Consider the following 22091-nt stretch of genomic DNA (forward strand, 5'->3'; position numbering starts at 1 on the left):
CCTTTTTTTAAGTGGGTAAACACTCGACCTGTAATTAATGTCACTATAACGCTGTTTAATACTCCGGCTTGTCAGTAAAGAGCTTTTCTGCATAATCTTAACATTTCTTAGACACCTTTAATTATTTTACATCGCTAAGTTTAACTAAGCCAAACGATAAATGTTAGTGCAGAGATGATAAGATTAGATTAGAAATACGGATTTTGAGAGGTTATCTATTTGAATATTTATATTTACTTATAACTACTGAAACTATGCTAGATACTATGGCTACAACAGGAAATGAAGCCAATGCTATTCCTAGATTCTTATATCCGTGCGCATATGAATATATAGCTGCGACAATACAAAAACATACCATAAAAATTATACACATAACAATAAATACATCTAAAATAAAATTCATAATAATTTCTTTACTTTTATTAGCTTGTTCTTTTAATTTTATTTCTGCATTTTTATCAGCAAGCTTATAATTATTAGATGCTATATTTGAATTTGCATCTAATTCCATTCTCTTTAGTATAAGAGCTTCTTTATCTATTTGCATTTGATGATCATGTTGTTTGTTAACATAATTATCATATGTATCTACAAGTTTAGGATTAATTTTATTGAGTAAATCTAACTCTGAAGCACTAGGAAGCAAAGAAGATGTTTTAGATATTTGGAATTTAGTTGGATTATTAGATTGTTTTGTCATATGCAACCCGTGTGCATTGAGATAGAGAGTCTTTTATATTGTTTTGCATTAAATTTATTTTATGTATTGATGATTCAAAGCTACTATCTATACTATAATTAAAGTCAACAATTCTTAAAGGCTTTATATAAACTTCTTTAGAAATATCAACTCTTCTATATAATTTTCTTTTCTTTAAAGTAAACAAGTTAGTTATAAATTTAACATTCATGTTTAGCCTCCTATAATTTATTTATAGTAAATAACTACTATATTGGATATATTAACAAAGAAATGTATCAGAATAAAATATTTACGGAATTTTAGAGAATTATTTTCAAATTTATAAATTAACAAAGCCCAACTAGTTCGTGTGAGTAGATAGTCGGTGTAGTCTCTTCGTACTCATGTATTAACATTTGGGCTCTATTATGTAGAAGTCTGTTTTTATCTCTTAATATATTTAAAAATATAATTGCTGATTTCCAATCTCTTACAAAGTCTCTTACTTCAACACCATAACATTGCATTGCTTTAAGAAGATTATCTAAATTAGTTTTACCACTTGCAAGATATCCAATAGTATATTTTTCTATGTACTTAGTATCTTTCATTTCAAATTTTGATTGATTGCCTTTTCTCATCTGCTCAACTTCATACTGCCATTTAGATATTTCTTGATGGTGATATTCTTTAAATTCTCTTAGCTCTTCTCTATCATTAGCCCATCTAACAGACATTGATTTAATAGTCCTTTCTTTATGAAATAGTTCTTGTTCAGCTTCTTTCATTTGTTCACTAACTAAATTGTCGAAAGTACGAATTACAAATAAATGAAACTTTGGACTTATCCACATAGCATAAGCATATACTAGCTCTTTACATGCGTATGTGCCTTGTTTAGTTATATCACCACCTTTTACAGTTCTCGAAGCAATAATTCCTGCTTCGGCTTCTATCTCATTAATAAGCTCTTTAGTCTGCTTGTTAGACATAAATATGCTAGGTCTATGTTGATTACTTCCTCCACCAGCTTTATGAAAGTCGTTTAGACAGTACAGGCCATTAACTTGTTTTACTTCTTGATTTGCGATTATTAAATTTGACATGATTGTCTCCTGTATTTTTACGATATTGATAAATCGGGCAGTTCGTAATCCTACAGGCGGATTTGATAGTATTCCCCTTGATGGGTATTTTATTTCTATCACTACCCGAAATCAAAAAGATTAAGGGGATATACTTTTGAATTTTACACAAACAACCTGTTAAGGGTTACGACACCCACTAGAAAGAATAAAAGAGAATTATTTATTTGTCAAGATACTATCTACATACAGTACCGCAATGACTACATCTATATTTAGATGAACCACCAGCTAATAGCCACACAATAAGCCATAAACCACCAGTTAATAAAGTCATTAACAAATGAAAGACAATTCTAGTTTGCGGAGCTTCAGCTTTAACATAGTCTTTACAATTTTTACAATATTTTCTTCTTATTTTCATAATTACTCAAAAAAATTAAACAACACTTTAATTTAAGCTATTTGTGGGAGGATGTCAATTGGGGTTATTTGTCGATATTTGATCTTTATTTTCTTTTAAAATGCTATAGAAAGCATATAGAACTGTAGCTATGGCTGGAGCACCAAAAATAAAACCCAATATTTCATGATTATTGATAATTAGAAAAGTTGATACTCCTATCATTAAAGCAATTAGTACAAATCCTAGAATGATTGCTAGTGTCTTAAGCCTTATGTTTTTAACTGATACTTTATATATATTATCAGTCTGTTTTTGTTTTATATCTAACAGCTTTTTATCATTGTAATGCCTACCTTCCTGCTCCAACATCATATAGTCAATAATCTTTTGACCAGCTCCTTCACAAGTAGCTTCGTATCTTTCAAATTGCGATGCTTCAGGGAGTGGTGCTGAATATGTAGCTGAACCAATTACTTTTTTTTGATGTTGCTGATTAGGAGTCTTTTTTGAAAGTGGTGAGTGCTTTGTCATAATCTCTTCTCATGTTTTTACTATCAGTCTTAACAGCTTCATTATGATATCTAGCATCACTTTGTTTAAAGTTTGGATTATTTATATAATCAGTACAAGTTATAGATAAATCTTTAATCATCGAAGCATACTTATCAGCAATATTATCTTTAAAAAAACTTATATTATAACTCATAATTTACTCCTTTTTTATATACCTATCAACCATTTGCTCAAATATAAATAACTGATTGCTTATATGTACAATACTATACAACTATATCGTACGATATACAATCTTTTATATTCTATAACAAGCTCAAAATCCGACTTTTCTAAACAGATTTAACATTTATTCGTTACTAAAAATAGGAGCGAATATTAATGCCAATTACACAAGAGCAGTTTGATAGCTTACCAGATGAGCTTAAAGAACTTTATCAAGTATCAGATGATGGTTATGAGCTTAATGCTGTTAAGAAAGATGAAGTTAATGGTTTAGCTAATACTAAAGATAAGTTGTTAGCTGAAAAGAAACAGCTTAAGGCTCAGTTTGATGATCTGCAAAACAAGCTTAATGCTTTAGAAGATGAGAAGTTAGCCAGTAGAGAAGATTTTGAATCTTTATCTAATAAATATAAGTCTGAAAGCGAACAGTGGAAAACACAACTAGAAGATTTTAAAAAGGCTATAGCTGATAAAGAAGTTCAGAGGCAAACATTATCAGTTGCTAGTGAATTATTTGGTAATGATGCAGAGCTATTCACTCCACATGTATCTAAATATTTACGTTTCAACGAAGACTCGCAGAGCGTGTCTGCTTTTGATGGTGAAGCAGAGCTATCTATCAATCAACTAAAAGAAAAATTAAAGGGTGATGAAAGACTAAGTAAGTACATTGTTGTATCTCATGCATCAGGTGGCGGAGCTATCGGCAATAGATCGCATACAGGTACAGCAAAATCACTTAAAGAAATGACAGCAAGTGAGCAAACAAAACTCGCTAATGAAAATCCAGAGCTTTACATACAGTTAAGCAAACAATAATAAAAGGAATATAAAAAAATGGCTGATACTAGATTACAAGATTTATACAATCCATTAGTTTTTAATAGATTAGTTCAAGAAGCACAAATTCAAAAGAACGCTTTTATACAGTCAGGCGTAATGGCTAATGATGCTACACTTGCTAGCATGGCTTCACAAGGTGGAACTGTTGGCGAGCTTACTCAATATAAGCCAATGGATTTCAGTGTTGAGAATGGTTCTACTGATGACCTATCAATAATCGCTACTCCAGAGAAAGTAGAGTCTCAAGTAATGAGATACAGAAGATATGACTTAAATAGAACTTTCTCTTTCTCAGACTTGGCTAGAATGCAAAACTTACAACAAGGTCAAGACCCTGTAGAGGCTGTAACTTCAAGAATAGGCGGCTATTGGGCTAATTTAGAGCAATCAAGAGTAATTAATTCTGCTCTAGGTGTTTTAGCTGACAACGTAGCTAACTATTCAGGCGATATGGTTGTATCTGTTGCCACTGATGCTGTGGGTGCTGTTACAGATGCTGAGAGAGTATCAAGAGATGTGATACTTGAAGCTAAATCAACTCTTGGCGATCACATGAACAATGTGTCAGCTATTGCTATCCATTCAAAGGTATATACAAGAATGCTAAAACAAGATCCTACTAGCTTTGAGCGTGTATCTGATGGTAGTTTCACTATTGAAACTTATAACGGTATGAGAGTTATCGTAGATGATAATCTTCCAGCAATAGCAGGTACTAACAGAATCACTTATACCGGTATTGTGTTTGGCTCAGGTGCTTTTGCTTATGCTAATGTACCTATGAGATCGCAATCAGCTATGCAACGTGAAGAGCTTGCTGGTAATGGTTCAGGTCAAGATATATTAATATATAGAAACAGTGGTATTATCCATCCACTTGGATTTACATTTACTAGCAATACTCTGACTCTAACTGGTGGTCAAGCTGGTTTGGCTGATTTAGAATTAGCTACTAACTGGGATAGAGTATGGCAACGTAAAAACGTTCCTATGGCGTTCTTCCAAGTAAACGACTAATAATTAATGGAGCAAAATATGTCTAAATTTAAAAAAGGTCAAAAACTTTCTTTAGTTGAGATAAGACAATTTGAGCAAGAGAAAGAAAAGGAAAGACAGAAGAAAGAGGCAGAAAAAGCAAATGCAAAAGCTTAAAGAGTTTCTTTTGAATCTTATTAGAGCAGTTGCTAGAGCTGTTTTAAAAACTCTTAAACCTAAAAAAAATAAAGAGTAATAAATATGCCTACGATAATAGAACAGCTTGATGATGGTAGTATCTCTAATGCTAACAGCTATATAACTGTAGCAGAAGCTGATACTTACTTTGCAGATAGAAATAATACTACTTGGTCAGCATTAACAACTGATGAAAAGGGTTATGCTATTATCAAGGCTTTTGACTACTTAGAAAACAATTATACTTTCAAAGGTTCTAGATTATCAGATACGGATCAAAACACAGCTTTTCCTAGAGAATATCTATATATAGATGGTGTAGAAGCTACTGGTATACCAGAACAGCTCAAGAAAGCACAATATGAGTTTGCTGTGTTAGCATCTGCTCAAGATCTAGATAATAATTATGATTATGCAAATACGGATGGTACTTTACAAGCTGAAAGCATTGAAATAGCAGGAGCTATTAAGGAATCCAAAACTTATGATACTGATAGTTTTACTATTACTCCATATACTAAAAAATACTTCCAGTCAGCTATGAAGTATCTTAAATCATTAACTAAAAATAGTGGTGGTGGCTTTGGTTCTATTGATATCATGAGGACATATTAATGGCTTACGACTATTCTAAGTATGTAACAAAACTTATTAATAACGTCGATAAGTATGGTCGTGATATCAATATCTTACGTACTAGTATAACTGGTATTGGAATAGATCAAGCAACTACTAGCTTTGAAGTTCAGACTAAATGCATAGCTGTTGGATATAAATCTACAGAAATAAATAACACCACAATCAAAGCTGGTGATGTTATGGCTATTTTCGGAGCAAATGAAGCTATTAAGTATAGCGACAGAATAAGAGAAATAGATAATAGCAAAACATACGAGATTATTAGCTTAGAGGAGATAAAGCCAGCTAATACTTTAATAGGCTATAAAGCTCAATTAAGGGGTGTTTAATGAGTTTATATAGCGACATTATACGCAATCTACAAACTACATTTGCTAACGAGCTATCATCTTATACTGTTTACTTTGATGATAATATTCCAGATTCTCCAGCAGATCATTATATTAACATAAAGTTTCAGCTTATTAATGATTTTGAGCAGAAAACAACTTTAACTAGCTCTAATGAGGCAAGTTTTTATCAAGATATATTAATTGTTTTTGAATGTAGACAAAAGATGAGAAGTGCTAGTGCATGGCGTTACGATGCTGTTTATAATATTCAAGAAGTTCTTAATAAAAGAAACTTATTGCCGATACAATTAAATCCTTTAACTCCAAATGTATTATTTAATGCAAAATCTGCAACATCAAAAGATCAAATGTATGACATGGCAGTTATAGAAGCTCCATATCAAATAATATCTCGTAGATCAGTTTCAATATAGTCTCAAAATCCGACATTTATTACTCTATTTAAAATAATTCTGTAATTAAATAAATGCAGGGTTAATAAATGGCTTCATGGAATAATGGCGAAATAGGTTATATTAAAGAAATTGTTGAGGGAACTACTCCAACAAGTCCAGAATTTAAATTGTTAGAAATATCACCTGGTGAAGCTTTATTTGGTGGTGAATCACAAGAAGCTGAAGTTGGTTTACGTGGTAATAAACGCCGTAGTTCAGGAAATATAGTAACTGGTGAATCTGCATCTGGTAGCTTTACTACACGCCTTAAATATGGCACGCATAATGATATGATAGAGGCTGCTCTAGGTGGCTATTGGGTTAAACAAAATAGATCAGAAATAACATCTGTAAGTGGCACATCTATTGTTGTTGCTGATAACTCAGGATTTGCAGAAGATGATGTTGTAGCTTGTAGAGGTTCTAAAGCTGTTGTAACTGATGTTGATGTTGACGGTGTCACTATTACAGTTGATACAGTATTAACAAACGCTATAGTTGGGTTAGATTTAGTTAAAGTCGGCGTGCAAGCAGATGCAAGCGATATTAATACTCTAGTAGATGGTATTGATTCAACAATACTGGATTATACATCTTTAGGTTTAGCTATTGGTGTACATATTAAACTTATAGGCTTCTCTACAGGTGCTAATAGTAATTGGGTGAGAATAACAAAAATAGAAGCTAATAAGCTTACTCTAGATACTTTACCAAGTGGATGGAATTCTGGAGAGACTGGAACAATTCAAATTATATGGGGAGATTATTTGTTTGATAGTGATGTTAGACATACTTTCTCTCTATATCAAAAAACAGATACAACGCCAACAATGTATGAATATTCAACTAATCATATTGTTAATACTTTTAATATGTCTTTTAATGCTAAGGATAGAGTTGATGTTGAGATTACGACAGTTGGTAAGGAGATGACTAAGCCATTAAGTTCAAAACTTGCAGGTCAAACAGAGTCAACACTTTATGATTCTCAAATATTTAACACTTCATCAAATGTTGAAAGATTAGTATTTAATGGTGAAGAAAAATCAGGAACTAACTATATTTCATCATCAACTGTAAATATTAACAACAATGTTGTTTCTAAGCCTGCTGATGGTTATTACTACGATGCATTAGTGGTTGTAGGAGATTTTGAAGTTACTGGCGATATGACAATGTTTTTAAATGATCCTACTCTTATTGAGAAGGCTCGTAATAATGAAGAGTTCAATTATTTACGTGTTAATCAACATAACGATCAAGTTTTACTTTTCAATTTACCAGCAATCAAACTAACTCTTGGTGATAGAGGTAATGATGAAAGCAGTGTAACGCAAGCATGCACATTTACAAGTTCAGAAAATAAAGAGCTAGGATATCAAATGTCATTCCAATCAGTAGAAGCAGTTTAATTAAATTTCTCGGAGCTTTTAGAGTTTAATAATGCTGGAATGTAGCTCCCATTCTAGCACCATTAGGAGCAAATAAAATGTCTAAAATATTTAATCTAAAAGTAGATAAAGAGCAAACAAAAGGTAGATGGTTTGATTTCTATATTGATGATGCGTACATGGGGCAAGTAAAAATATCATGTGCTAAGAAAAATAAAGAGTTTGCAAAGAAAGTTGTAGATATTAATACGCATTATTCAAAAGAGATTAAGTCTGGCAAGAACGAAGAGCAAGTGTTGCAAGCTTTGTATTTTGCTTATGCTAATAGTATTGTTCTTGGTGTTAAAGATACAAAAGGGAAAGAGTACCAGCTTAGCAATGAAGATATTGTTGAGATGTTTAAAGATGAAGATACAGGCACAGAACTGTTTAATTTTGTACAAGATAAATGTTCTAAGATTACTAACTTTCTTGAAGAGAAAAAGGAAGAAATTGTAAAAAAGTAAGTGAGTTGTTTGTAAATAACTTAAAGAAAAATATAAAAGATACCCTAGCCATAAAAAAGTTTATTGAACAGGCAAAGAAAGCTGGAGATACCCAAACAGTAGAAAGGCTAGAGAATGAACTTAAAAGTGATGATATAGATGACTGGTTAGGATTTTATGTTTTGGCTTTTAATGATCTTTCTAGATGCAGAACCATTGGGGAATATCCTCAGTCAATAGGGTACTTTGATTGTGTTAATTATGCTAAGCGTTTTAATGTTGCTGATGAAGAGTTTTTTATAGAAGTGATGCAATCTGTAGATGATAATTATTTATCAGCAATACAAAAGATAAGAAGCGAGGAGATTAAGAAAGCACAGAATGGCAACAAAAAAAATTAATTTTAAGCAATTATCTAAAGAATTAAACAATATATCTAAAGGTATTGATAAATCTACTAAGGATATGATGAACACCTACGCCTTATCGTTACAAAAAGACATTATAGAAAGATCTCCTGTTGATAAAGGTACATACAAGGGTTCGCATAGAATAACTGTAGGCTATCCAAGTAAGTACTACAATGTGGATAATAAAGATGCAATAACTCAAGCAACGTTATCCTTATCTAACAGAAAAGCTAAAGATCCTATATTTATTCAAACAAATTTACCTTACTCAAGAAGATTAGAGGATGGATATTCAAAAAAAGCTCCAAATGGTATTTATAGTAAAGCCTTAGAAGAGGTTGAGCCACCTAAGTTTAAACTCAAAAAATAGCTCAAAATCCTACCTTTATTTCACATTCTATACTTTCTAATAAAATCTAATATTCTTCTTCATGTCTCAATCTTTAGATGTAGTCATAAAAATAACTGAAAATGGTGCGGCATTAGTAGGTAACTCTATTCGTAAAATGAATACTGGTGTTGTGAAAGCAACTAAAGCTGTTACTGCTATGACTGCAGCTCTTAGTGCGGTTACAGGGACAGCAACAGCACTAGTTAATAACTTTGCAAATGTTGCTGATTCTGTAGATAAAACATCTTCAAAGCTCGGTATATCAACAGATAAGTTACAAGAGTATAGATATGCCGCTGAATTATCTGGTGTAAGTTCTAATACTTTTGATATGGCTTTGCAAAGAATGACAAGAAGACTTGCAGAAGCTGGAACTGGAACTGGTGAAGCTGTAGGGGCTTTAAAAGATCTAGGCTTATCGGCTCAAGAGCTATCACAAATGACTCCAGATGAACAGTTAGCTAAGATAGCAGATGCTATGCAAAATGTGACTAGTCAGTCTGATAGGGTAAGAATTGCATTTAAGCTTTTTGATAGTGAAGGTGTAAACCTTGTTAATATGCTTAAGGATGGTTCTCAAGGTCTTGCTGAAATGGGAGATGAAGCACAAAGAACAGGTAATGTCATATCTCAAGATGGTGTTCATGCTGGTGTTGAGTTTAGGGATGCTATGAAAAGAGCAACTGCTACTGTATCTGGTTTCAAGAACATTCTAGCAAGCGAGCTATTGCCAACCATTATAGAGCTAGTAAAGGGAACTACAGAATGGTTTCAGGCTAATGGTAAATGGTTAGCTCAGAATATATCAGGTGCTATACAGGGTATAGTTTCAGCATTTAAAGTTCTTGTTGATATTGTTGGAGATGTCTTCGGTGCTTTTAGTGATCTTGTAGAAGCTTTAGATTTGACAGGCTCTACAGGTTTATCAGTTGGAGAGATTATAGGAAATGCTTTTAAAAACGCTGCAATAATAATTAAGACAGCTGTTGAGAGTATAAAAGTTGTATTTAAATCTACTTTCTTATTTATATTCAATATTTTTGAATATATGAAAATAAATGTGCAACTAGTAGCTACATTTATTGAATCAGCATTTAAAAATCCAGTAAAAGCGGTATTAAATCTATTTAAGTATTTAGCTAGAGGTGTTCTTGGATATGCGAGGGATATCGCAAGTGCAATAGCTTGGGTAACAGGTTCTGAAACATTTGATAATATAGCTAAGAGCTTAGATAACCTTAGAGATAGTTTAAGACAAAGTATTGATACTGGCGATGAGGCAACAACTAAAAGAATACAACAATTACTCGCTGAAAAAGATGCTATTAATAAAGCTTATGAAGATAATCAAAGAGAAATATTCTCAGATAGTATAAATGCAGTTGTCGAAACAACCTACAAACTATACACCGATGATGCTAAGCAGAAGCTAGATGATATAAAGAGTAAGTCAGATTCTGTAAAAAATGACATACAAAAACCAGTTCAATTACAGTTTAATGAACAAAACTTTTTAAAGTCTCTTGGCTTGGATGATAATAGAGTTCAAGAAGCTATTGCTAAGCTCGATACTCTTAGAAATGCACAATCTAAATTATCTCAAGAAACATACCAATTATCAGAAGCTCAATTAAAGATTCAAGCTTTAAATTCTATAGGAATTACTGATGTAGAAAGCTTACTATCTGCTACTGATAAATTAGCATTGCAGAGGGAGGAGCTAGAAAAACTAAAGAAAATAGCAGAAGCATTAAATATACCATTAGAGAAACTTCAAGAAAAAATGAAAGCAAGTGCCGAAGCTGCACAACAAGCAAAAGATGGAACAGAAAGCTTATCAACAGCAATATCAAACTTTGATCTTAAAGCACTGCAAAGTATAGGTTATACGCAGTTATTGACTGATTCTGTTAATGGTTTTGGTAATACATTATCGAGTACTATTGTTGAGGTTGCCAATGGCAATAAAACCATGGCTGATGGCTTTAGAGATATGACAGTTAAAATACTTGCAGATATCTCATCATTAATAATTAAAATGCAGGTATTCAAAGCTATATCGTCTTCTATTTCATTCTTCCAAGGTGGTGGTTTTGGAGGTTTATTTAGTGGCTTCTCACAAGGTGGATCTGTTCAAGCGTTCTCAAATGGTGGGGCTGTCTTTGGTGCTGGTACTGCTACAAGTGACTCTATACCAGCTATGCTCAGCGATGGTGAGTTCGTGATGAGAACTAGAGCAACTGATGCTATAGGTAGATCAACATTAGACTACATGAACAAATATGGTAGATTGCCAAAATATGCTACTGGTGGATATGTAAGCACTCAGCCTACATTATCACAGTCTATGAGCAATAACCAGCAAGTTAGTAATAATGCAACTGGTCAAAATAATATAAAAATAGTCGTAGTATCTAATCAACAAGAGGCTCTTATGGAAGCTACAAACGAGCCTCAATTTGAAACTAAGATATTTGATATCATGAAAAGGAAGCAAGAATATCTGTAAAATCCGACTTTCTCAACTTCTCTTACAATCTTTATAAGTTTTATTCTAATTCTATTCTAAATGTTCATACAAGGAACAGCAACCAGCTACATAAACTTATTAGGTATTATAATAGATAATGCTAAACTTAATGGCTGGAATGCCGTATCAATCAATGGCGTTGCTAATGGATCTAGTGCAAGCTTAAACACATCTCCTGCAGATAATGATAGCGACCAAAATATATGCTATCTACAGTCAACAGGTTATAGTGGGAGTACTAATGTACAAGTAGAATTAATGACTAATCAGAATAGCTCTGCTGGTAGATATAACTACAAATTTAGAACCGGTATATATGATATTGCCGGAGTGACTTCTTATAAGACAAACCTAAGCACAGTTTACACAGAATCTACTCTTTGGGATGGCACTATTAATTATTGGTTATCAATATCTATTGGTAGGATAATGTGTACTTGGCGTATAGGCTCAAGTTATTATCATTTCTATGCTGGATATTTCTATCCTTATGTATTACCTAGTCAATACATTGCACCGTTAATATCTATAGGCAACCAGATTGGGACTGCGACATCAAAGTATACAGATGATACTAAAACTTACTCTGGAGGCTATTGTAGCGCTGTTAGCAACCTTAATTCAGCTGTTAATCAATCAACCCTAAGAATATATCCATTTAGGAAAATTTCTAATGGTGCTGTTTATGACGGTGATTTCTTGTTGGGTAATGTTTTAGGTACTACTAACGAGTTTTTACTTAGAGATTGTCATGTAATATATAACTCTTTCTTAGCTGGCAAGCTAGATGGTGTTTACCAAGTTAGCTCAACAAATAACACTGCTGAAAATATAATTACTGATGCTGGCGGTATGCAATATATATGCTTCCCACAACACCAAGACTTATCTAACGGTAAAATGTACGCAGTATCAATGGAGAATATTTAATATGAGTTATCAAGTTGTAGCTAGTCCAGCAAGTATCAATGATATTTTTGGGGTTTTGTCAACACTTTTGACTGCTAACGGTTTTGCTGTAGATAGAATAAATGAGTCTGTAAATTCTGATACGTGCATGACTTGGAATAATGGTTCTACATACTTTCATCTTGACTATGATTCATCAGCTAAATACATAATATCATCAATGTCAACTGGATATGTTGCCGGAACAGAGGGTAGGCTACAAGCTGGGGCGCAGAGTGCTAATTATGGAGATAGCAACTTATTTGTTGATGATAGAGAGACTGTTGTAGTTGTAACTCCAACCTTAATACATATTAAGCAGATATTTGAATATGAAAGGTTTGGTGGAGATACTGGGTTTATAGTTTGTAATGGTATCTTATTTAACTTTGGTCATGTCTATAGTATTGGAGATTGTTGGATTTCTTCACAATCTTGTAATGACGGTTTAGGTGCGTCTAGTTTTAATAACTACATATCTGAGGTGTTGGAGTATTCCCAACTAACTAACACAAGTATTAATAATATAATATACTCAACTGGTTCTGGTGTGTTTAAAGTTACCAGTGTTTTTAGTGATTTTTTATGTGCTGGTGTATCGACTTCAGGTGCTAGGCAACCTCAAATAGATGTATCAGGCGATAATTTATTCAGTATACTATTAAGCAATATATACTATTCGACATTTGGCGTGCCATTAAATGTTTACAAGATGGAAACTGGACTTGTTAAGCCTATACTTTCATTTAGCGATGATATTTATATAGGCAGAAACGACCTTTTAAATAAATACGATACAACTACAATTAATGCTTCAACTTATTTAAGGATGCCGAATATAACGGCTAAACCAAGTTCAGGAAACTATTCAGATGACTTGCTGAAATACTGCATAATGGTCAAAGTATAATGATTGCTCATATTAATAATAGGTCGATACCTGTTTTTACTACAGAATCGCCAGCCGCATATGTAAATGATGTTTACCCTGTAGATAATATAAACAATTCAGCTTCTTTCTCTGTACAGGCAAATATACAATACACTAAAGACAATGGACACAATGTTGCAAAGTCGTTATCAACTTATGATTATGTATATTCTGGTGTGTACATAATCAATACACTCACACCAAATGATAAACTAGGTCATATATTTAACTTTGGCTCATTTAGTGATGATGTATCAATATCTGCTTATGTGTGGAATGCTACTAATGAGGTGCAAACATTAAGCTCTAAGACATTTATTGGCGATACTTCTAATGTGGATATCAACTACGATACCATTACGCTACAGCCTACTCAAGAGATACTAGTAACTATCACAGCCACAGCAGATGGCGACCCTATCATAGATGGTACTGTAACATCTAATTACACCACTACAGATACACCAATCAAAGTGCAAGGGTCAAGAGTACTTGTATGGATATTTGAACAGAATAGAACAAAAACAGATACATTTGAGTTTCTAACTAATATATCTCAATCTTACGATAGAGAGTATCGCACAGCATTAAGAGAAGCCCCAAACTTTAAATCTAGTAGAAGCTATCAATTAATAAATCGTGAAGGATATGCTTTATTAGATGCTTATGCTAAGAAAAGTTTTAAATCAAAGTACAGTTTCCCATTATGGGAAAAGTCAAAATATTTCTATAAAGAATTAAGTATTGGAACAACTTCAATAGATTATGAAGAATCTTACTCAGAAAGATTTGAAGATGGTTTAAACATTCTTATATATAAAGACCATCGCAATTATGAAGTGGTGCAGATTGATAATATTTCTAGCAATACTATAAATCTTAGAAATGAGGTTAGAAATTATTACGATAGATTTCAAGTAGTGCCTTTATGCGCTGGCTATGTAGATGATATAAGTATTGAAAATATACGCAAATACTCAACTTTTGATGTTCAAATAATCACGAATGAGATACCAAAAGTTAATGGTGCTATACCATTTAGCACATATAATGGCTTGTATGTTGATGACTGGTACTATATTGACAAGGTAACAAGGTCAGTATCACAGAATAAAAATATTATAACTACTGGTATGGGCTTGTTTGATATATCAGAAAATAGATTATATAACGATGATATATTCGGCGTTCAGCATATATTTGATAATAAGCTACTAGATGATTATCTAGCTTTCATTTTTGACTGCAATGGTCAACAGAAGCCATTTTGGTTATTGAGTTACAAAGATGAATTTAATTTTATTAATTTTGATGGTACTAATTACAATGTAATAAATGTTGATTGCTATTCAGTTATAACATCTTTTGAAAATTCACATATCTATTTTATTGATAGCGATGGTTTTAAGCATTATAGAAAAGTTACAGATGTTGTAGATAATAGTAATTATACTTTCAAGCTTACACTAGATACTGATTTACCAAGCAATATAAATATAGTTCAAACAGGATTCTTAATGCTAGTGAGAATGGCTAGCGATATGGTATCAATAGAAGATATCAATAGCAGAACTCATAGGCATAGTTTTAGTTGTTTAAGATTACATAACGAAGAAAAGGAGCTATAAATAATGGCTACATTTTTAGAATTATTACGAAGTGTTAGACTAGGCAGTCCACAATACTTAGTAGCTATCGAATCAGATTATGGCGAGAATTTATACTTCTATTCAGGTTCAAGAGCTAAAACAATAAATACGATAACTTATGTACCAGTATCGATAGAAGTTGATTTACAAGTTAACTCAGAGACAGAGAACAGCAAGAATACTGCTACAGTAAAAATATCAGCTATGAATGAATCTGCTAATTATTTATATAGAAGAAAAGATCTAAAGAAGTGGGTTATAAGTGTTTATGGTTACGATAAAAATGCAACTGATCAACCTTTACTCATACAAGGCGAGCTTTCAAAAGGTAAAAGAGAGCGTAACGAATATGTATCATTTCAGATAAAGACATTGCCAAATAAGCATCAAGATGAGTTTTGTAGCAATCAGTTTAGTAAGCGTTGCAGATTTCAGTTATACGGTTCGCAATGTGGGGTAAATAAAGCTTCTTATGCTGATGTTAGAAGTATTACCACTGGAAGTGATAATTTAACTATAGTTATGTCAAGTAATGACAAACCTAATGGGTGGTATGTTGGTGGTTATGTTGTATCTGCTGACACTGGATATCGTACAAGTGTTATACGCTCTCATGTTGGCAACACCATAAACGTAGCTAATGTATTTGATGGTCAATTTTTGAATGGTAAGATAGTTACTATATATGCTGGTTGTGATAAAAACCAAAGCACCTGTATTAATAAGTTTGGTAATTATAATAACTTCGGTGGATTTCCCCATATATCAAACCTAAATCCAGCTAAAAGACAAACTTTCTAAAATCCGAGAATATCTAATAACCATAAAATATAAATTAATATAATCTATTTTTTTATCTTATGTGGTTGCTTTTATTTGGCTTAGTTTTAGCTGCTATCTCTACGCTATTTGTTAAGAGAAATACAACACAAAAAAAACAACAGTCAGAAGTATCAATAGATCAAGAAACTGTTCCAACTGCAAATTTATCAGTGTCAATACCGTTATGTTTTGGATATGGTAAGTTTGAGGGTTCAAATATTGTGGTAGATGGAGGTTTTAATTATGAGATTAATTCCAAAATAACAGATGAAGATGGTAATGTCGTTGATCCTGAAACTGCAGATGGTGGTAGTAGTGGAGGTGGTAAGTAATGAATATTACCTATTCGCAATTAAGAAGAGTTAAGTGTTGTCATAATGGTATAGTAGAATTTTGCAAAAATAACAATATTGACTTTGATAACTTTGTCAAAAATGGAATTGAAGAAGAGCAAATAAAAAATATAAAAGATTCTCACATGAGGCTTTATATTAGCAAAGTTAAGAAGAGGTTTAATTAGATGGCTCTTTTTGGTGGCGGTGGTGGTTCAGGTCAAAGTCAAACAAGCACACAAACAGAGACTCAATGGGTTGAGTATTATTATTCTTCTAGACTTGTGTTTTGTGAAGGAGGATTGGACTTTATCACTAAAATTATAGTTAATGATAAGGATTTACTTATTGATAGCTATAATATAGTTAATAGTCATACTATATCAAGCCAAGTTGGTAGTTATGACTTATATGGTTCAAGAGATCGTGAGGGTGGTTTTCTATCTGACATTTTAATCAAAAGTGGACATCCAGCACAAGGAACTGATAATTATTTCGGAGTCAATAATAAGTTAGATAACTCTACTGCTGGAGTTGCTATAGAGCCTGCATATAATTACGTTACAAGCTTAACTTTTAAAAATGCTTACATTGGCAACAATTCTAATTTTGGGAATGTCATTGTTTATGGTGAGAGATTCTATAGACATACAAATTATGCTTCTATGTGGTATCCATCTAAAGTTAAATGTTATGGAGGAATGAACCCTGTACATATTATATATGAGTTACTAACTCAAGAATGGTCGCCAGTAAGAGCACAATGGTACAACATCAATCAATCTAACTTTATGGATGTAGCTGATAGGCTTTATTCAGAAGGTATCGGATTAAGTTATGTCATAACTCAACCAAAAAATGTCCAAGAGTTTATAGATGAAATATGCGAGCAAGCTGATATATATCTTTCTTTTGATGAATACACACAGCAATACAATCTTACACTGTTAAGGTATACAAATCCGACAGGGGCATTCGAAATATCAGACACAAACGGTTATCTTATTGAGTTTATTGAGTCTTCGCAATCAGAAGCAGGAGAAGCTGTAACTCAAGTCGATATTGAATACACAAACTACGATAGAAATGATAATAAAGATATTATATCTGTATTTGACGGCGGTATGTTTGCCGAGCTTGGTAGACATAACATAACAAAGATTAGTTATCTTGGTGTTACTAATGCAAATATTGCTTATTCTCTTGGTGATAGAGAATTAAGAAAATTAAATTCAGCACCTGAAACTATAACAATCAAGGCAACAATACATGCTGATGTTCTTAATGCTGGCGATTTAGTTATTTTTTCATTCGATCAACTTGGTTATGTTAATCGTGGTTTTAGGGTTGTGAGTAAACAGAAAAGAGGCTTTATTCGTGCTAAGTACGTAACACTTAAACTTATATCTGACTTATGGCTTGATGTTGCTACGATAGATCAGACAGTAGACCCTGTACCAGTTCCAGAGAAGCCAACAGACCTACCAGCAAGAGTAGATAATATATTATATTACCAAATGGCTACACTTATTGGAGATGCTAATGCAAGAGCTAAAGATGGTACGGAAGTAGCATTTATACACCAAATAATAAATAGTAATAATTCTCCTGTTTATAGGCTTGATGTTAATGATGTAACTTTGCCAGCTTCTTATACTGCTGGTGCTGGTTTCTTGATTGATTCTGCTATTTCTAAAACTGATACGGTTATATCATATTCAGATGTATACAATAACTCAAGAGTTAAGGCTAACAAGTATGCATTTATAAATGATGAAGTTATATATATACAAAGTATAGATTACAACAATAATCAAATAACTATACAGCGTGGATTACTCGACACATACCCACAAGAACATAACGCAGGATCTTATCTATTCGCCACACAAGGCAATTATAGCGTTAATGAGTCATATTATATCAATGATGATTTAGATGTTAAATTATTACCTATCAAAAATGGATTTCAACTTGATCCAGCAGATGCAACAAAGAATGATTTAATCTTATCTTCAAGATATTACAAACCATATCCACCTAAAAATATAAAAATAAATAGCTTAGATGTATTAACAGAAAACATAGAGGTAATATTGGTTGATGCTGTTATAACGCTTGCAAGTCGTAACAGAATCACAGAAACAGGATCTTTATTTCTAGATTATTACGATGGTAGTACAGCGATAGAAGAAGACACCGAAAACAAAGTGGTTTTTGAGTTTTTCTTATCAGGAGTATCACAAGGTACAATAACAAAGACAACAGATACAAACTCAATCACATTAACACAATCAGAAGTATCTAACGATATAGGTACAAATACATTTGATGTTATAGCCACACTCTCATCAATTAGAGATACCGTAGAAAGCTATCAATCATTATCAGTTAATTTTGTATTTGATAACAATAGTGTGCTTGATGCTGATATTACAATAGATGTTTTTGAGGTGTTAGATGCTGATATAATAGTCAGTTTAACGGAGATATAATATGCCAGATATTCAGATTTCAACCAATATTAACAGCATGAACGAGGGTGACTCTAGCAATCTAGAGTTTGTCTATAGATACAGAGAGCAAGGCGAAACCGCATGGATAGAGTCTTCAGCTACATCAAATACAGATTATACAATATCAGGGCTTCCAAATTCTACAACTTATGAATGCCAAGTTTTAGCTACAGAAACTGTATTAAATAAAAGCTTAGAAACTCCGATAAAGACAATAACTACTAGTGGATCAGGTGGTGGAGATATTACTACTGGTCTAATAGCTCATTACACAATGGATAATATAAGTGGCAATACCCTTATTGATGAGCAAGGTTTTAGTGATGGTACATTATTTGGCGGTTGGACTGCTGTTGCTAATGGTATACAATTTGATGGTTCTACAGGGTATGCAGACCTAAATAATACGTTTAATTACATAACAAACACAAATATATTTACTATAAGTATTGATATTTATAGAAACTCTTCGACATTTGGTGACACTATAGATACTTTATTATCAAGCTCTTTTGCTTCAGCAACTAATGGATTATCAATAGCTTACGATAACAGAGTTGTAACCGGTTCAAATAAGATCATTAGATTATTTTATCAAGCCGATGCTCCAAACAATACAGCTACAGACATTCAAGTCACTAATAATATTCCATCTGATATCAATAAACATAATATAATTGCTAGTGGCGATGGTACAACTCTTAGATTGTATTTAGACAATGTTGAAATTGGGAGTGTTAATTTTGTTTCTACAGCACTGTCAGCTCCGAATAATATCTTTCTTGCTGCGTTTAATAATAATGGAACTGCTGGACTTTTTAGTGATGTAACTATTGGAGAAACAAGATTTTACAACCGTGCATTATCTCAAGCAGATAGAGATTTACTTAATGCTTAAATCCGACATTTAAAACTAGCCATACAATATATGTAAATTATTCAAAGATTAATCTTATGGCAACAAATTTTCATACAGTTAATTCTAATACTTTTCAACAAGTAGATCTTGCATCTATGGGCATATCAGATGGTGATGTTTTCAGTATTCAAAATCCCAGTGAAAGACCTATAGTATTTTTCAGTGGCTCATCACTACCAACTGAAACTAAAGGGCGTATTATATATCCTCATGAAGATAGGGGGTATGTTAAGGTTGCTGGGGAAAATCTTTATGTTAAGAAATTCCAAAGCATTGACCCTAATACAATAATAAACTTCGAGGTGTAATTTATGGGTTTTTTACCGCCTAATAATGTTGGCGCTGGCGGCGGTGGATCACAGCCAACCGTAACTACTGGACAAACAAATCAAGTAACTGTATCTAGCTCATCTACAATAGATGTATCCAATGATACTGATTATGTTTATACTGGTTCAACAGATTCTACATTAAGACTTAATACTGCCAGTCTATCAGATGATAGAGAGTTTAAAGTGTATTTTAATAACCGTTGTACATTAGAAATATATGAGGATGCAACAGAAATACAGTCAGATCTACAAATGATTGAAGATAGTTATATAATAATTCATAAGTCTGCTGATTTAGTTGGTGGATACAGTATAAGGGTTTAAAAAAATGATTAAATATGTAAATGGCGAATTTGTAAAGGTTGGTACTGCTGGTCAAACTCTTGATCAATTTCATCAAGATTATCAAATGGAAAACCCTAGAAGCACCAATGTTAGTCCAACATTAACAGACTGGCAATATAATGTCGGTAAAACATGGATTAATACAGATACAGATCAATATTATGTTTTAATTGATAATGCTCAGAATAATGCTGTATGGGTTGAAGTAGCAAGAAACTCACCAGCAATTAATGATATAACAACTAACACTACTGTTACATCTTCGATCAAAAACAATATAAATACTTTAAATATTACTGGTGCTGTAACTTTGACAATTGATGATACTAGTATAGTTAATATTGTTGCTGGAGATCAAATAGATTTTATTTGGCAGTCAGATACTGGATCTAATACTGTAACTTTTGCAACTGGTGGATCTCAAACAATAATATCAGAGGACAGTTTGCTTAATATTAGAGCTGTTGGATGTGCTGTTACTTTAATATATCTAGGTTCTAATACTTGGTCATTAATCGGAGCTTTAGCATGATAGCTGGAATAGTAGCATCTCAATCTAAAGTAGATTATAGATCAATTCTATTAGGGGAGCTTGAAACAGCTAAGGGATTTCTTATTACTGCTGAAAGCCAATATCTGTGGCAAAATACAGGAGGAACAACTCCAGTCACAACTGATGGTGATACTATTAGAAGAATAGATGACCAATCAGTTAATGGTTTTAATGGTACAGTGTCATCTAGCACAATATCTTATAGACCTATATACAGAACTACAGGAGGCGAATATCTTGAAACCACTTCACTTAGTACAAGAGTTTATTTTGATGTGCAAGGTCCATTTGATGGATTATTTATTTACGCAACAAGAAAAGGTATATACGCTGTAGATAAGACGTTTGGTGCAACTGATCCTTATATGAGTAATTTCTTCATATATGCTTTCTTGCCTGAGTTTATAGGGGCTTTTATTATAGAGGGTAAATCTACAGCTGACACATCTTTAATTGATACAGCTAAACAATTTTTCACATCTTTAGGCGCTGTTGAATCAATAGATGCAAGTTCTATAAATGGATTATACGCCGCTTTCGCTTATGGATTTAAGAGTATACCTACATTACCAGCTAGTTTACCTAATTGTGATACAGCTAGACTCATGACTTTTAGATCTACAGATATAGATAACTCAGATATACCATCTGATTTCTTTGATAAAATGCCAAATGCTACAACGGTGCAGTCTGTATTCCAAAGATCTGGTATAACAAGCGTTACATCTGGATGGTTTGATAGCTTAACTTCTTGTATTGTTTATGCGTATGCATTTGCTGAAACAGATATAACATCTTTACCGGACGGGTTATTTGATAATTCACCTAATGTTACAAATTTTACTGGCTTATGTAATGATTGTACGCTACTTACTGATGTACCGGCTGGATTATTTGATAATCAAACTGTTTGTAGTGCATATCAAAATGCATTTCAGGATTGTGCATTAACACAACAATCAGTTGATAATATACTTGCTTCCGTATGGACTTCTGCTAATACTAATAATATACAGAATGGTACTTTAGATCTTAATAGTGGCACAAGTTCAGCCCCAAGTGCGTCAGGATTAACTAATAAGACTAATCTCGAGGGTCTAGGATGGGTTGTTCGTGTAAATACTTAAACCTGTGGAAAAGTTTTATCTTTGCACCTTATTTGCACCTTATGAAAAATAATA

General features: G+C 32.7%; 27 protein-coding genes. 22 read left to right on the forward strand and 5 right to left on the reverse strand.

The features are described 5' to 3' along the window. Positions 1 to 211 precede the first annotated feature (211 nt). The 5 genes from F0R75_RS00455 to F0R75_RS00475 form a co-directional block, all read right to left on the reverse strand. Positions 212 to 703 carry a hypothetical protein gene (locus F0R75_RS00455; protein ID WP_149377142.1) on the reverse strand — a complete coding sequence of 164 codons (492 nt, stop codon included), beginning with the start codon at positions 701 to 703 and terminating at the stop codon, positions 212 to 214. 329 nt (positions 704 to 1032) lie between these two features. Then, the gene (locus tag F0R75_RS00460; protein WP_149377143.1) at positions 1033 to 1791 is read right to left on the reverse strand and encodes a KilA-N domain-containing protein; all 759 of its coding nucleotides are present in this window, start codon (positions 1789 to 1791) and stop codon (positions 1033 to 1035) included. A gap of 217 nt (positions 1792 to 2008) precedes the next feature. After that, positions 2009 to 2194, reverse strand: coding sequence for a hypothetical protein (locus tag F0R75_RS00465; RefSeq protein ID WP_149377144.1), 186 nt, complete (start codon positions 2192 to 2194; stop codon positions 2009 to 2011). 54 nt (positions 2195 to 2248) lie between these two features. Beyond that, on the reverse strand, positions 2249 to 2707 hold the full coding sequence (locus F0R75_RS00470) for a DUF2335 domain-containing protein (protein ID WP_149377145.1): 459 nt from the start codon (positions 2705 to 2707) through the stop codon (positions 2249 to 2251). Continuing rightward, entirely contained in the window at positions 2670 to 2882 is a 213-nt protein-coding gene (locus F0R75_RS00475; protein WP_149377146.1) for a hypothetical protein, read from the reverse strand. Before F0R75_RS00475 ends, F0R75_RS00470 begins: the two co-directional genes overlap by 38 nt. A gap of 188 nt (positions 2883 to 3070) precedes the next feature. Between F0R75_RS00475 and F0R75_RS00480 the strand changes: the two genes are divergently transcribed. The 22 genes from F0R75_RS00480 (at position 3071) to F0R75_RS00585 (ending at position 22037) form a co-directional block, all read left to right on the forward strand. After that, entirely contained in the window at positions 3071 to 3733 is a 663-nt protein-coding gene (locus F0R75_RS00480) for a hypothetical protein (RefSeq protein WP_149377147.1), read from the forward strand. An 18-nt stretch (positions 3734 to 3751) separates the two neighbouring features. After that, on the forward strand, positions 3752 to 4774 hold the full coding sequence (locus F0R75_RS00485) for a hypothetical protein (RefSeq protein ID WP_149377148.1): 1023 nt from the start codon (positions 3752 to 3754) through the stop codon (positions 4772 to 4774). 219 nt (positions 4775 to 4993) lie between these two features. Then, complete coding sequence (locus F0R75_RS00490; protein ID WP_149377149.1) at positions 4994 to 5545, forward strand: DnaT-like ssDNA-binding protein; 552 nt, start codon at positions 4994 to 4996, stop codon at positions 5543 to 5545. Next, positions 5545 to 5898, forward strand: a complete 354-nt coding sequence (locus tag F0R75_RS00495) for a hypothetical protein (protein ID WP_149377150.1) — start codon at positions 5545 to 5547, stop codon at positions 5896 to 5898. Before F0R75_RS00490 ends, F0R75_RS00495 begins: the two co-directional genes overlap by 1 nt. Then, positions 5898 to 6335: a hypothetical protein gene (locus F0R75_RS00500; RefSeq protein ID WP_149377151.1), complete on the forward strand. Its 438-nt coding sequence runs from the start codon at positions 5898 to 5900 to the stop codon at positions 6333 to 6335. The genes F0R75_RS00495 and F0R75_RS00500 overlap by 1 nt, the downstream gene beginning before the upstream one ends. 68 nt (positions 6336 to 6403) lie before the next feature. Continuing rightward, positions 6404 to 7768 (forward strand): phage tail tube protein, encoded by a 1365-nt coding sequence (locus F0R75_RS00505; protein ID WP_149377152.1) that lies wholly within the window; start codon positions 6404 to 6406, stop codon positions 7766 to 7768. A gap of 77 nt (positions 7769 to 7845) precedes the next feature. Further along, complete coding sequence (locus F0R75_RS00510; protein ID WP_149377153.1) at positions 7846 to 8253, forward strand: hypothetical protein; 408 nt, start codon at positions 7846 to 7848, stop codon at positions 8251 to 8253. A 5-nt stretch (positions 8254 to 8258) separates the two neighbouring features. Continuing rightward, on the forward strand, positions 8259 to 8633 hold the full coding sequence (locus tag F0R75_RS00515) for a hypothetical protein (RefSeq protein WP_149377154.1): 375 nt from the start codon (positions 8259 to 8261) through the stop codon (positions 8631 to 8633). Continuing rightward, positions 8614 to 9012, forward strand: a complete 399-nt coding sequence (locus tag F0R75_RS00520) for an HK97 gp10 family phage protein (protein WP_149377155.1) — start codon at positions 8614 to 8616, stop codon at positions 9010 to 9012. The genes F0R75_RS00515 and F0R75_RS00520 overlap by 20 nt, the downstream gene beginning before the upstream one ends. 61 nt (positions 9013 to 9073) lie before the next feature. After that, positions 9074 to 11542 carry a phage tail tape measure protein gene (locus F0R75_RS00525; protein WP_149377156.1) on the forward strand — a complete coding sequence of 823 codons (2469 nt, stop codon included), beginning with the start codon at positions 9074 to 9076 and terminating at the stop codon, positions 11540 to 11542. A gap of 60 nt (positions 11543 to 11602) precedes the next feature. Continuing rightward, positions 11603 to 12493: a hypothetical protein gene (locus tag F0R75_RS00530; RefSeq protein WP_149377157.1), complete on the forward strand. Its 891-nt coding sequence runs from the start codon at positions 11603 to 11605 to the stop codon at positions 12491 to 12493. Between the two features lies 1 nt (position 12494). Continuing rightward, the gene (locus F0R75_RS00535; RefSeq protein WP_149377158.1) at positions 12495 to 13421 is read left to right on the forward strand and encodes a hypothetical protein; all 927 of its coding nucleotides are present in this window, start codon (positions 12495 to 12497) and stop codon (positions 13419 to 13421) included. Beyond that, positions 13421 to 15070: a hypothetical protein gene (locus F0R75_RS00540; RefSeq protein WP_149377159.1), complete on the forward strand. Its 1650-nt coding sequence runs from the start codon at positions 13421 to 13423 to the stop codon at positions 15068 to 15070. Before F0R75_RS00535 ends, F0R75_RS00540 begins: the two co-directional genes overlap by 1 nt. Before the next feature lie 3 nt (positions 15071 to 15073). Beyond that, on the forward strand, positions 15074 to 15892 hold the full coding sequence (locus tag F0R75_RS00545) for a phage BR0599 family protein (protein WP_149377160.1): 819 nt from the start codon (positions 15074 to 15076) through the stop codon (positions 15890 to 15892). 59 nt (positions 15893 to 15951) lie between these two features. Next, positions 15952 to 16245 carry a hypothetical protein gene (locus F0R75_RS00550; protein ID WP_149377161.1) on the forward strand — a complete coding sequence of 98 codons (294 nt, stop codon included), beginning with the start codon at positions 15952 to 15954 and terminating at the stop codon, positions 16243 to 16245. Further along, on the forward strand, positions 16245 to 16433 hold the full coding sequence (locus F0R75_RS00555; RefSeq protein WP_149377162.1) for a hypothetical protein: 189 nt from the start codon (positions 16245 to 16247) through the stop codon (positions 16431 to 16433). Before F0R75_RS00550 ends, F0R75_RS00555 begins: the two co-directional genes overlap by 1 nt. Further along, entirely contained in the window at positions 16434 to 18740 is a 2307-nt protein-coding gene (locus F0R75_RS00560) for a hypothetical protein (protein WP_149377163.1), read from the forward strand. A gap of 1 nt (position 18741) precedes the next feature. Further along, complete coding sequence (locus F0R75_RS00565; RefSeq protein ID WP_149377164.1) at positions 18742 to 19659, forward strand: LamG-like jellyroll fold domain-containing protein; 918 nt, start codon at positions 18742 to 18744, stop codon at positions 19657 to 19659. A gap of 56 nt (positions 19660 to 19715) precedes the next feature. Beyond that, positions 19716 to 19988 (forward strand): hypothetical protein, encoded by a 273-nt coding sequence (locus F0R75_RS00570; RefSeq protein WP_149377165.1) that lies wholly within the window; start codon positions 19716 to 19718, stop codon positions 19986 to 19988. Positions 19989 to 19991: 3 nt separating this feature from the next. Further along, positions 19992 to 20336 carry a hypothetical protein gene (locus F0R75_RS00575; protein ID WP_149377166.1) on the forward strand — a complete coding sequence of 115 codons (345 nt, stop codon included), beginning with the start codon at positions 19992 to 19994 and terminating at the stop codon, positions 20334 to 20336. 4 nt (positions 20337 to 20340) lie between these two features. Beyond that, positions 20341 to 20889 carry a hypothetical protein gene (locus F0R75_RS00580; RefSeq protein WP_149377167.1) on the forward strand — a complete coding sequence of 183 codons (549 nt, stop codon included), beginning with the start codon at positions 20341 to 20343 and terminating at the stop codon, positions 20887 to 20889. Next, complete coding sequence (locus F0R75_RS00585; protein WP_149377168.1) at positions 20886 to 22037, forward strand: hypothetical protein; 1152 nt, start codon at positions 20886 to 20888, stop codon at positions 22035 to 22037. Before F0R75_RS00580 ends, F0R75_RS00585 begins: the two co-directional genes overlap by 4 nt. The last annotated feature ends 54 nt before the right edge of the window (positions 22038 to 22091 follow it).

The organism is Francisella marina (genome assembly GCF_008369785.1).
Taxonomy (GTDB): domain Bacteria; phylum Pseudomonadota; class Gammaproteobacteria; order Francisellales; family Francisellaceae; genus Francisella; species Francisella salimarina.

Bases quoted from the DNA above. Each gene is read 5' to 3' on its own strand.
- F0R75_RS00455 (WP_149377142.1), bottom strand. From the start codon at position 703: ATGACAAAACAATCTAATAATCCAACTAAATTCCAAATATCTAAAACA.
- F0R75_RS00460 (WP_149377143.1), bottom strand. From the start codon at position 1,791: ATGTCAAATTTAATAATCGCAAATCAAGAAGTAAAACAAGTTAATGGC.
- F0R75_RS00465 (WP_149377144.1), bottom strand. From the start codon at position 2,194: ATGAAAATAAGAAGAAAATATTGTAAAAATTGTAAAGACTATGTTAAA.
- F0R75_RS00470 (WP_149377145.1), bottom strand. From the start codon at position 2,707: ATGACAAAGCACTCACCACTTTCAAAAAAGACTCCTAATCAGCAACAT.
- F0R75_RS00475 (WP_149377146.1), bottom strand. From the start codon at position 2,882: ATGAGTTATAATATAAGTTTTTTTAAAGATAATATTGCTGATAAGTAT.
- F0R75_RS00480 (WP_149377147.1), top strand. From the start codon at position 3,071: ATGCCAATTACACAAGAGCAGTTTGATAGCTTACCAGATGAGCTTAAA.
- F0R75_RS00485 (WP_149377148.1), top strand. From the start codon at position 3,752: ATGGCTGATACTAGATTACAAGATTTATACAATCCATTAGTTTTTAAT.
- F0R75_RS00490 (WP_149377149.1), top strand. From the start codon at position 4,994: ATGCCTACGATAATAGAACAGCTTGATGATGGTAGTATCTCTAATGCT.
- F0R75_RS00495 (WP_149377150.1), top strand. From the start codon at position 5,545: ATGGCTTACGACTATTCTAAGTATGTAACAAAACTTATTAATAACGTC.
- F0R75_RS00500 (WP_149377151.1), top strand. From the start codon at position 5,898: ATGAGTTTATATAGCGACATTATACGCAATCTACAAACTACATTTGCT.
- F0R75_RS00505 (WP_149377152.1), top strand. From the start codon at position 6,404: ATGGCTTCATGGAATAATGGCGAAATAGGTTATATTAAAGAAATTGTT.
- F0R75_RS00510 (WP_149377153.1), top strand. From the start codon at position 7,846: ATGTCTAAAATATTTAATCTAAAAGTAGATAAAGAGCAAACAAAAGGT.
- F0R75_RS00520 (WP_149377155.1), top strand. From the start codon at position 8,614: ATGGCAACAAAAAAAATTAATTTTAAGCAATTATCTAAAGAATTAAAC.
- F0R75_RS00525 (WP_149377156.1), top strand. From the start codon at position 9,074: ATGTCTCAATCTTTAGATGTAGTCATAAAAATAACTGAAAATGGTGCG.
- F0R75_RS00530 (WP_149377157.1), top strand. From the start codon at position 11,603: ATGTTCATACAAGGAACAGCAACCAGCTACATAAACTTATTAGGTATT.
- F0R75_RS00535 (WP_149377158.1), top strand. From the start codon at position 12,495: ATGAGTTATCAAGTTGTAGCTAGTCCAGCAAGTATCAATGATATTTTT.
- F0R75_RS00540 (WP_149377159.1), top strand. From the start codon at position 13,421: ATGATTGCTCATATTAATAATAGGTCGATACCTGTTTTTACTACAGAA.
- F0R75_RS00545 (WP_149377160.1), top strand. From the start codon at position 15,074: ATGGCTACATTTTTAGAATTATTACGAAGTGTTAGACTAGGCAGTCCA.
- F0R75_RS00550 (WP_149377161.1), top strand. From the start codon at position 15,952: ATGTGGTTGCTTTTATTTGGCTTAGTTTTAGCTGCTATCTCTACGCTA.
- F0R75_RS00555 (WP_149377162.1), top strand. From the start codon at position 16,245: ATGAATATTACCTATTCGCAATTAAGAAGAGTTAAGTGTTGTCATAAT.
- F0R75_RS00560 (WP_149377163.1), top strand. From the start codon at position 16,434: ATGGCTCTTTTTGGTGGCGGTGGTGGTTCAGGTCAAAGTCAAACAAGC.
- F0R75_RS00565 (WP_149377164.1), top strand. From the start codon at position 18,742: ATGCCAGATATTCAGATTTCAACCAATATTAACAGCATGAACGAGGGT.
- F0R75_RS00570 (WP_149377165.1), top strand. From the start codon at position 19,716: ATGGCAACAAATTTTCATACAGTTAATTCTAATACTTTTCAACAAGTA.
- F0R75_RS00575 (WP_149377166.1), top strand. From the start codon at position 19,992: ATGGGTTTTTTACCGCCTAATAATGTTGGCGCTGGCGGCGGTGGATCA.
- F0R75_RS00580 (WP_149377167.1), top strand. From the start codon at position 20,341: ATGATTAAATATGTAAATGGCGAATTTGTAAAGGTTGGTACTGCTGGT.
- F0R75_RS00585 (WP_149377168.1), top strand. From the start codon at position 20,886: ATGATAGCTGGAATAGTAGCATCTCAATCTAAAGTAGATTATAGATCA.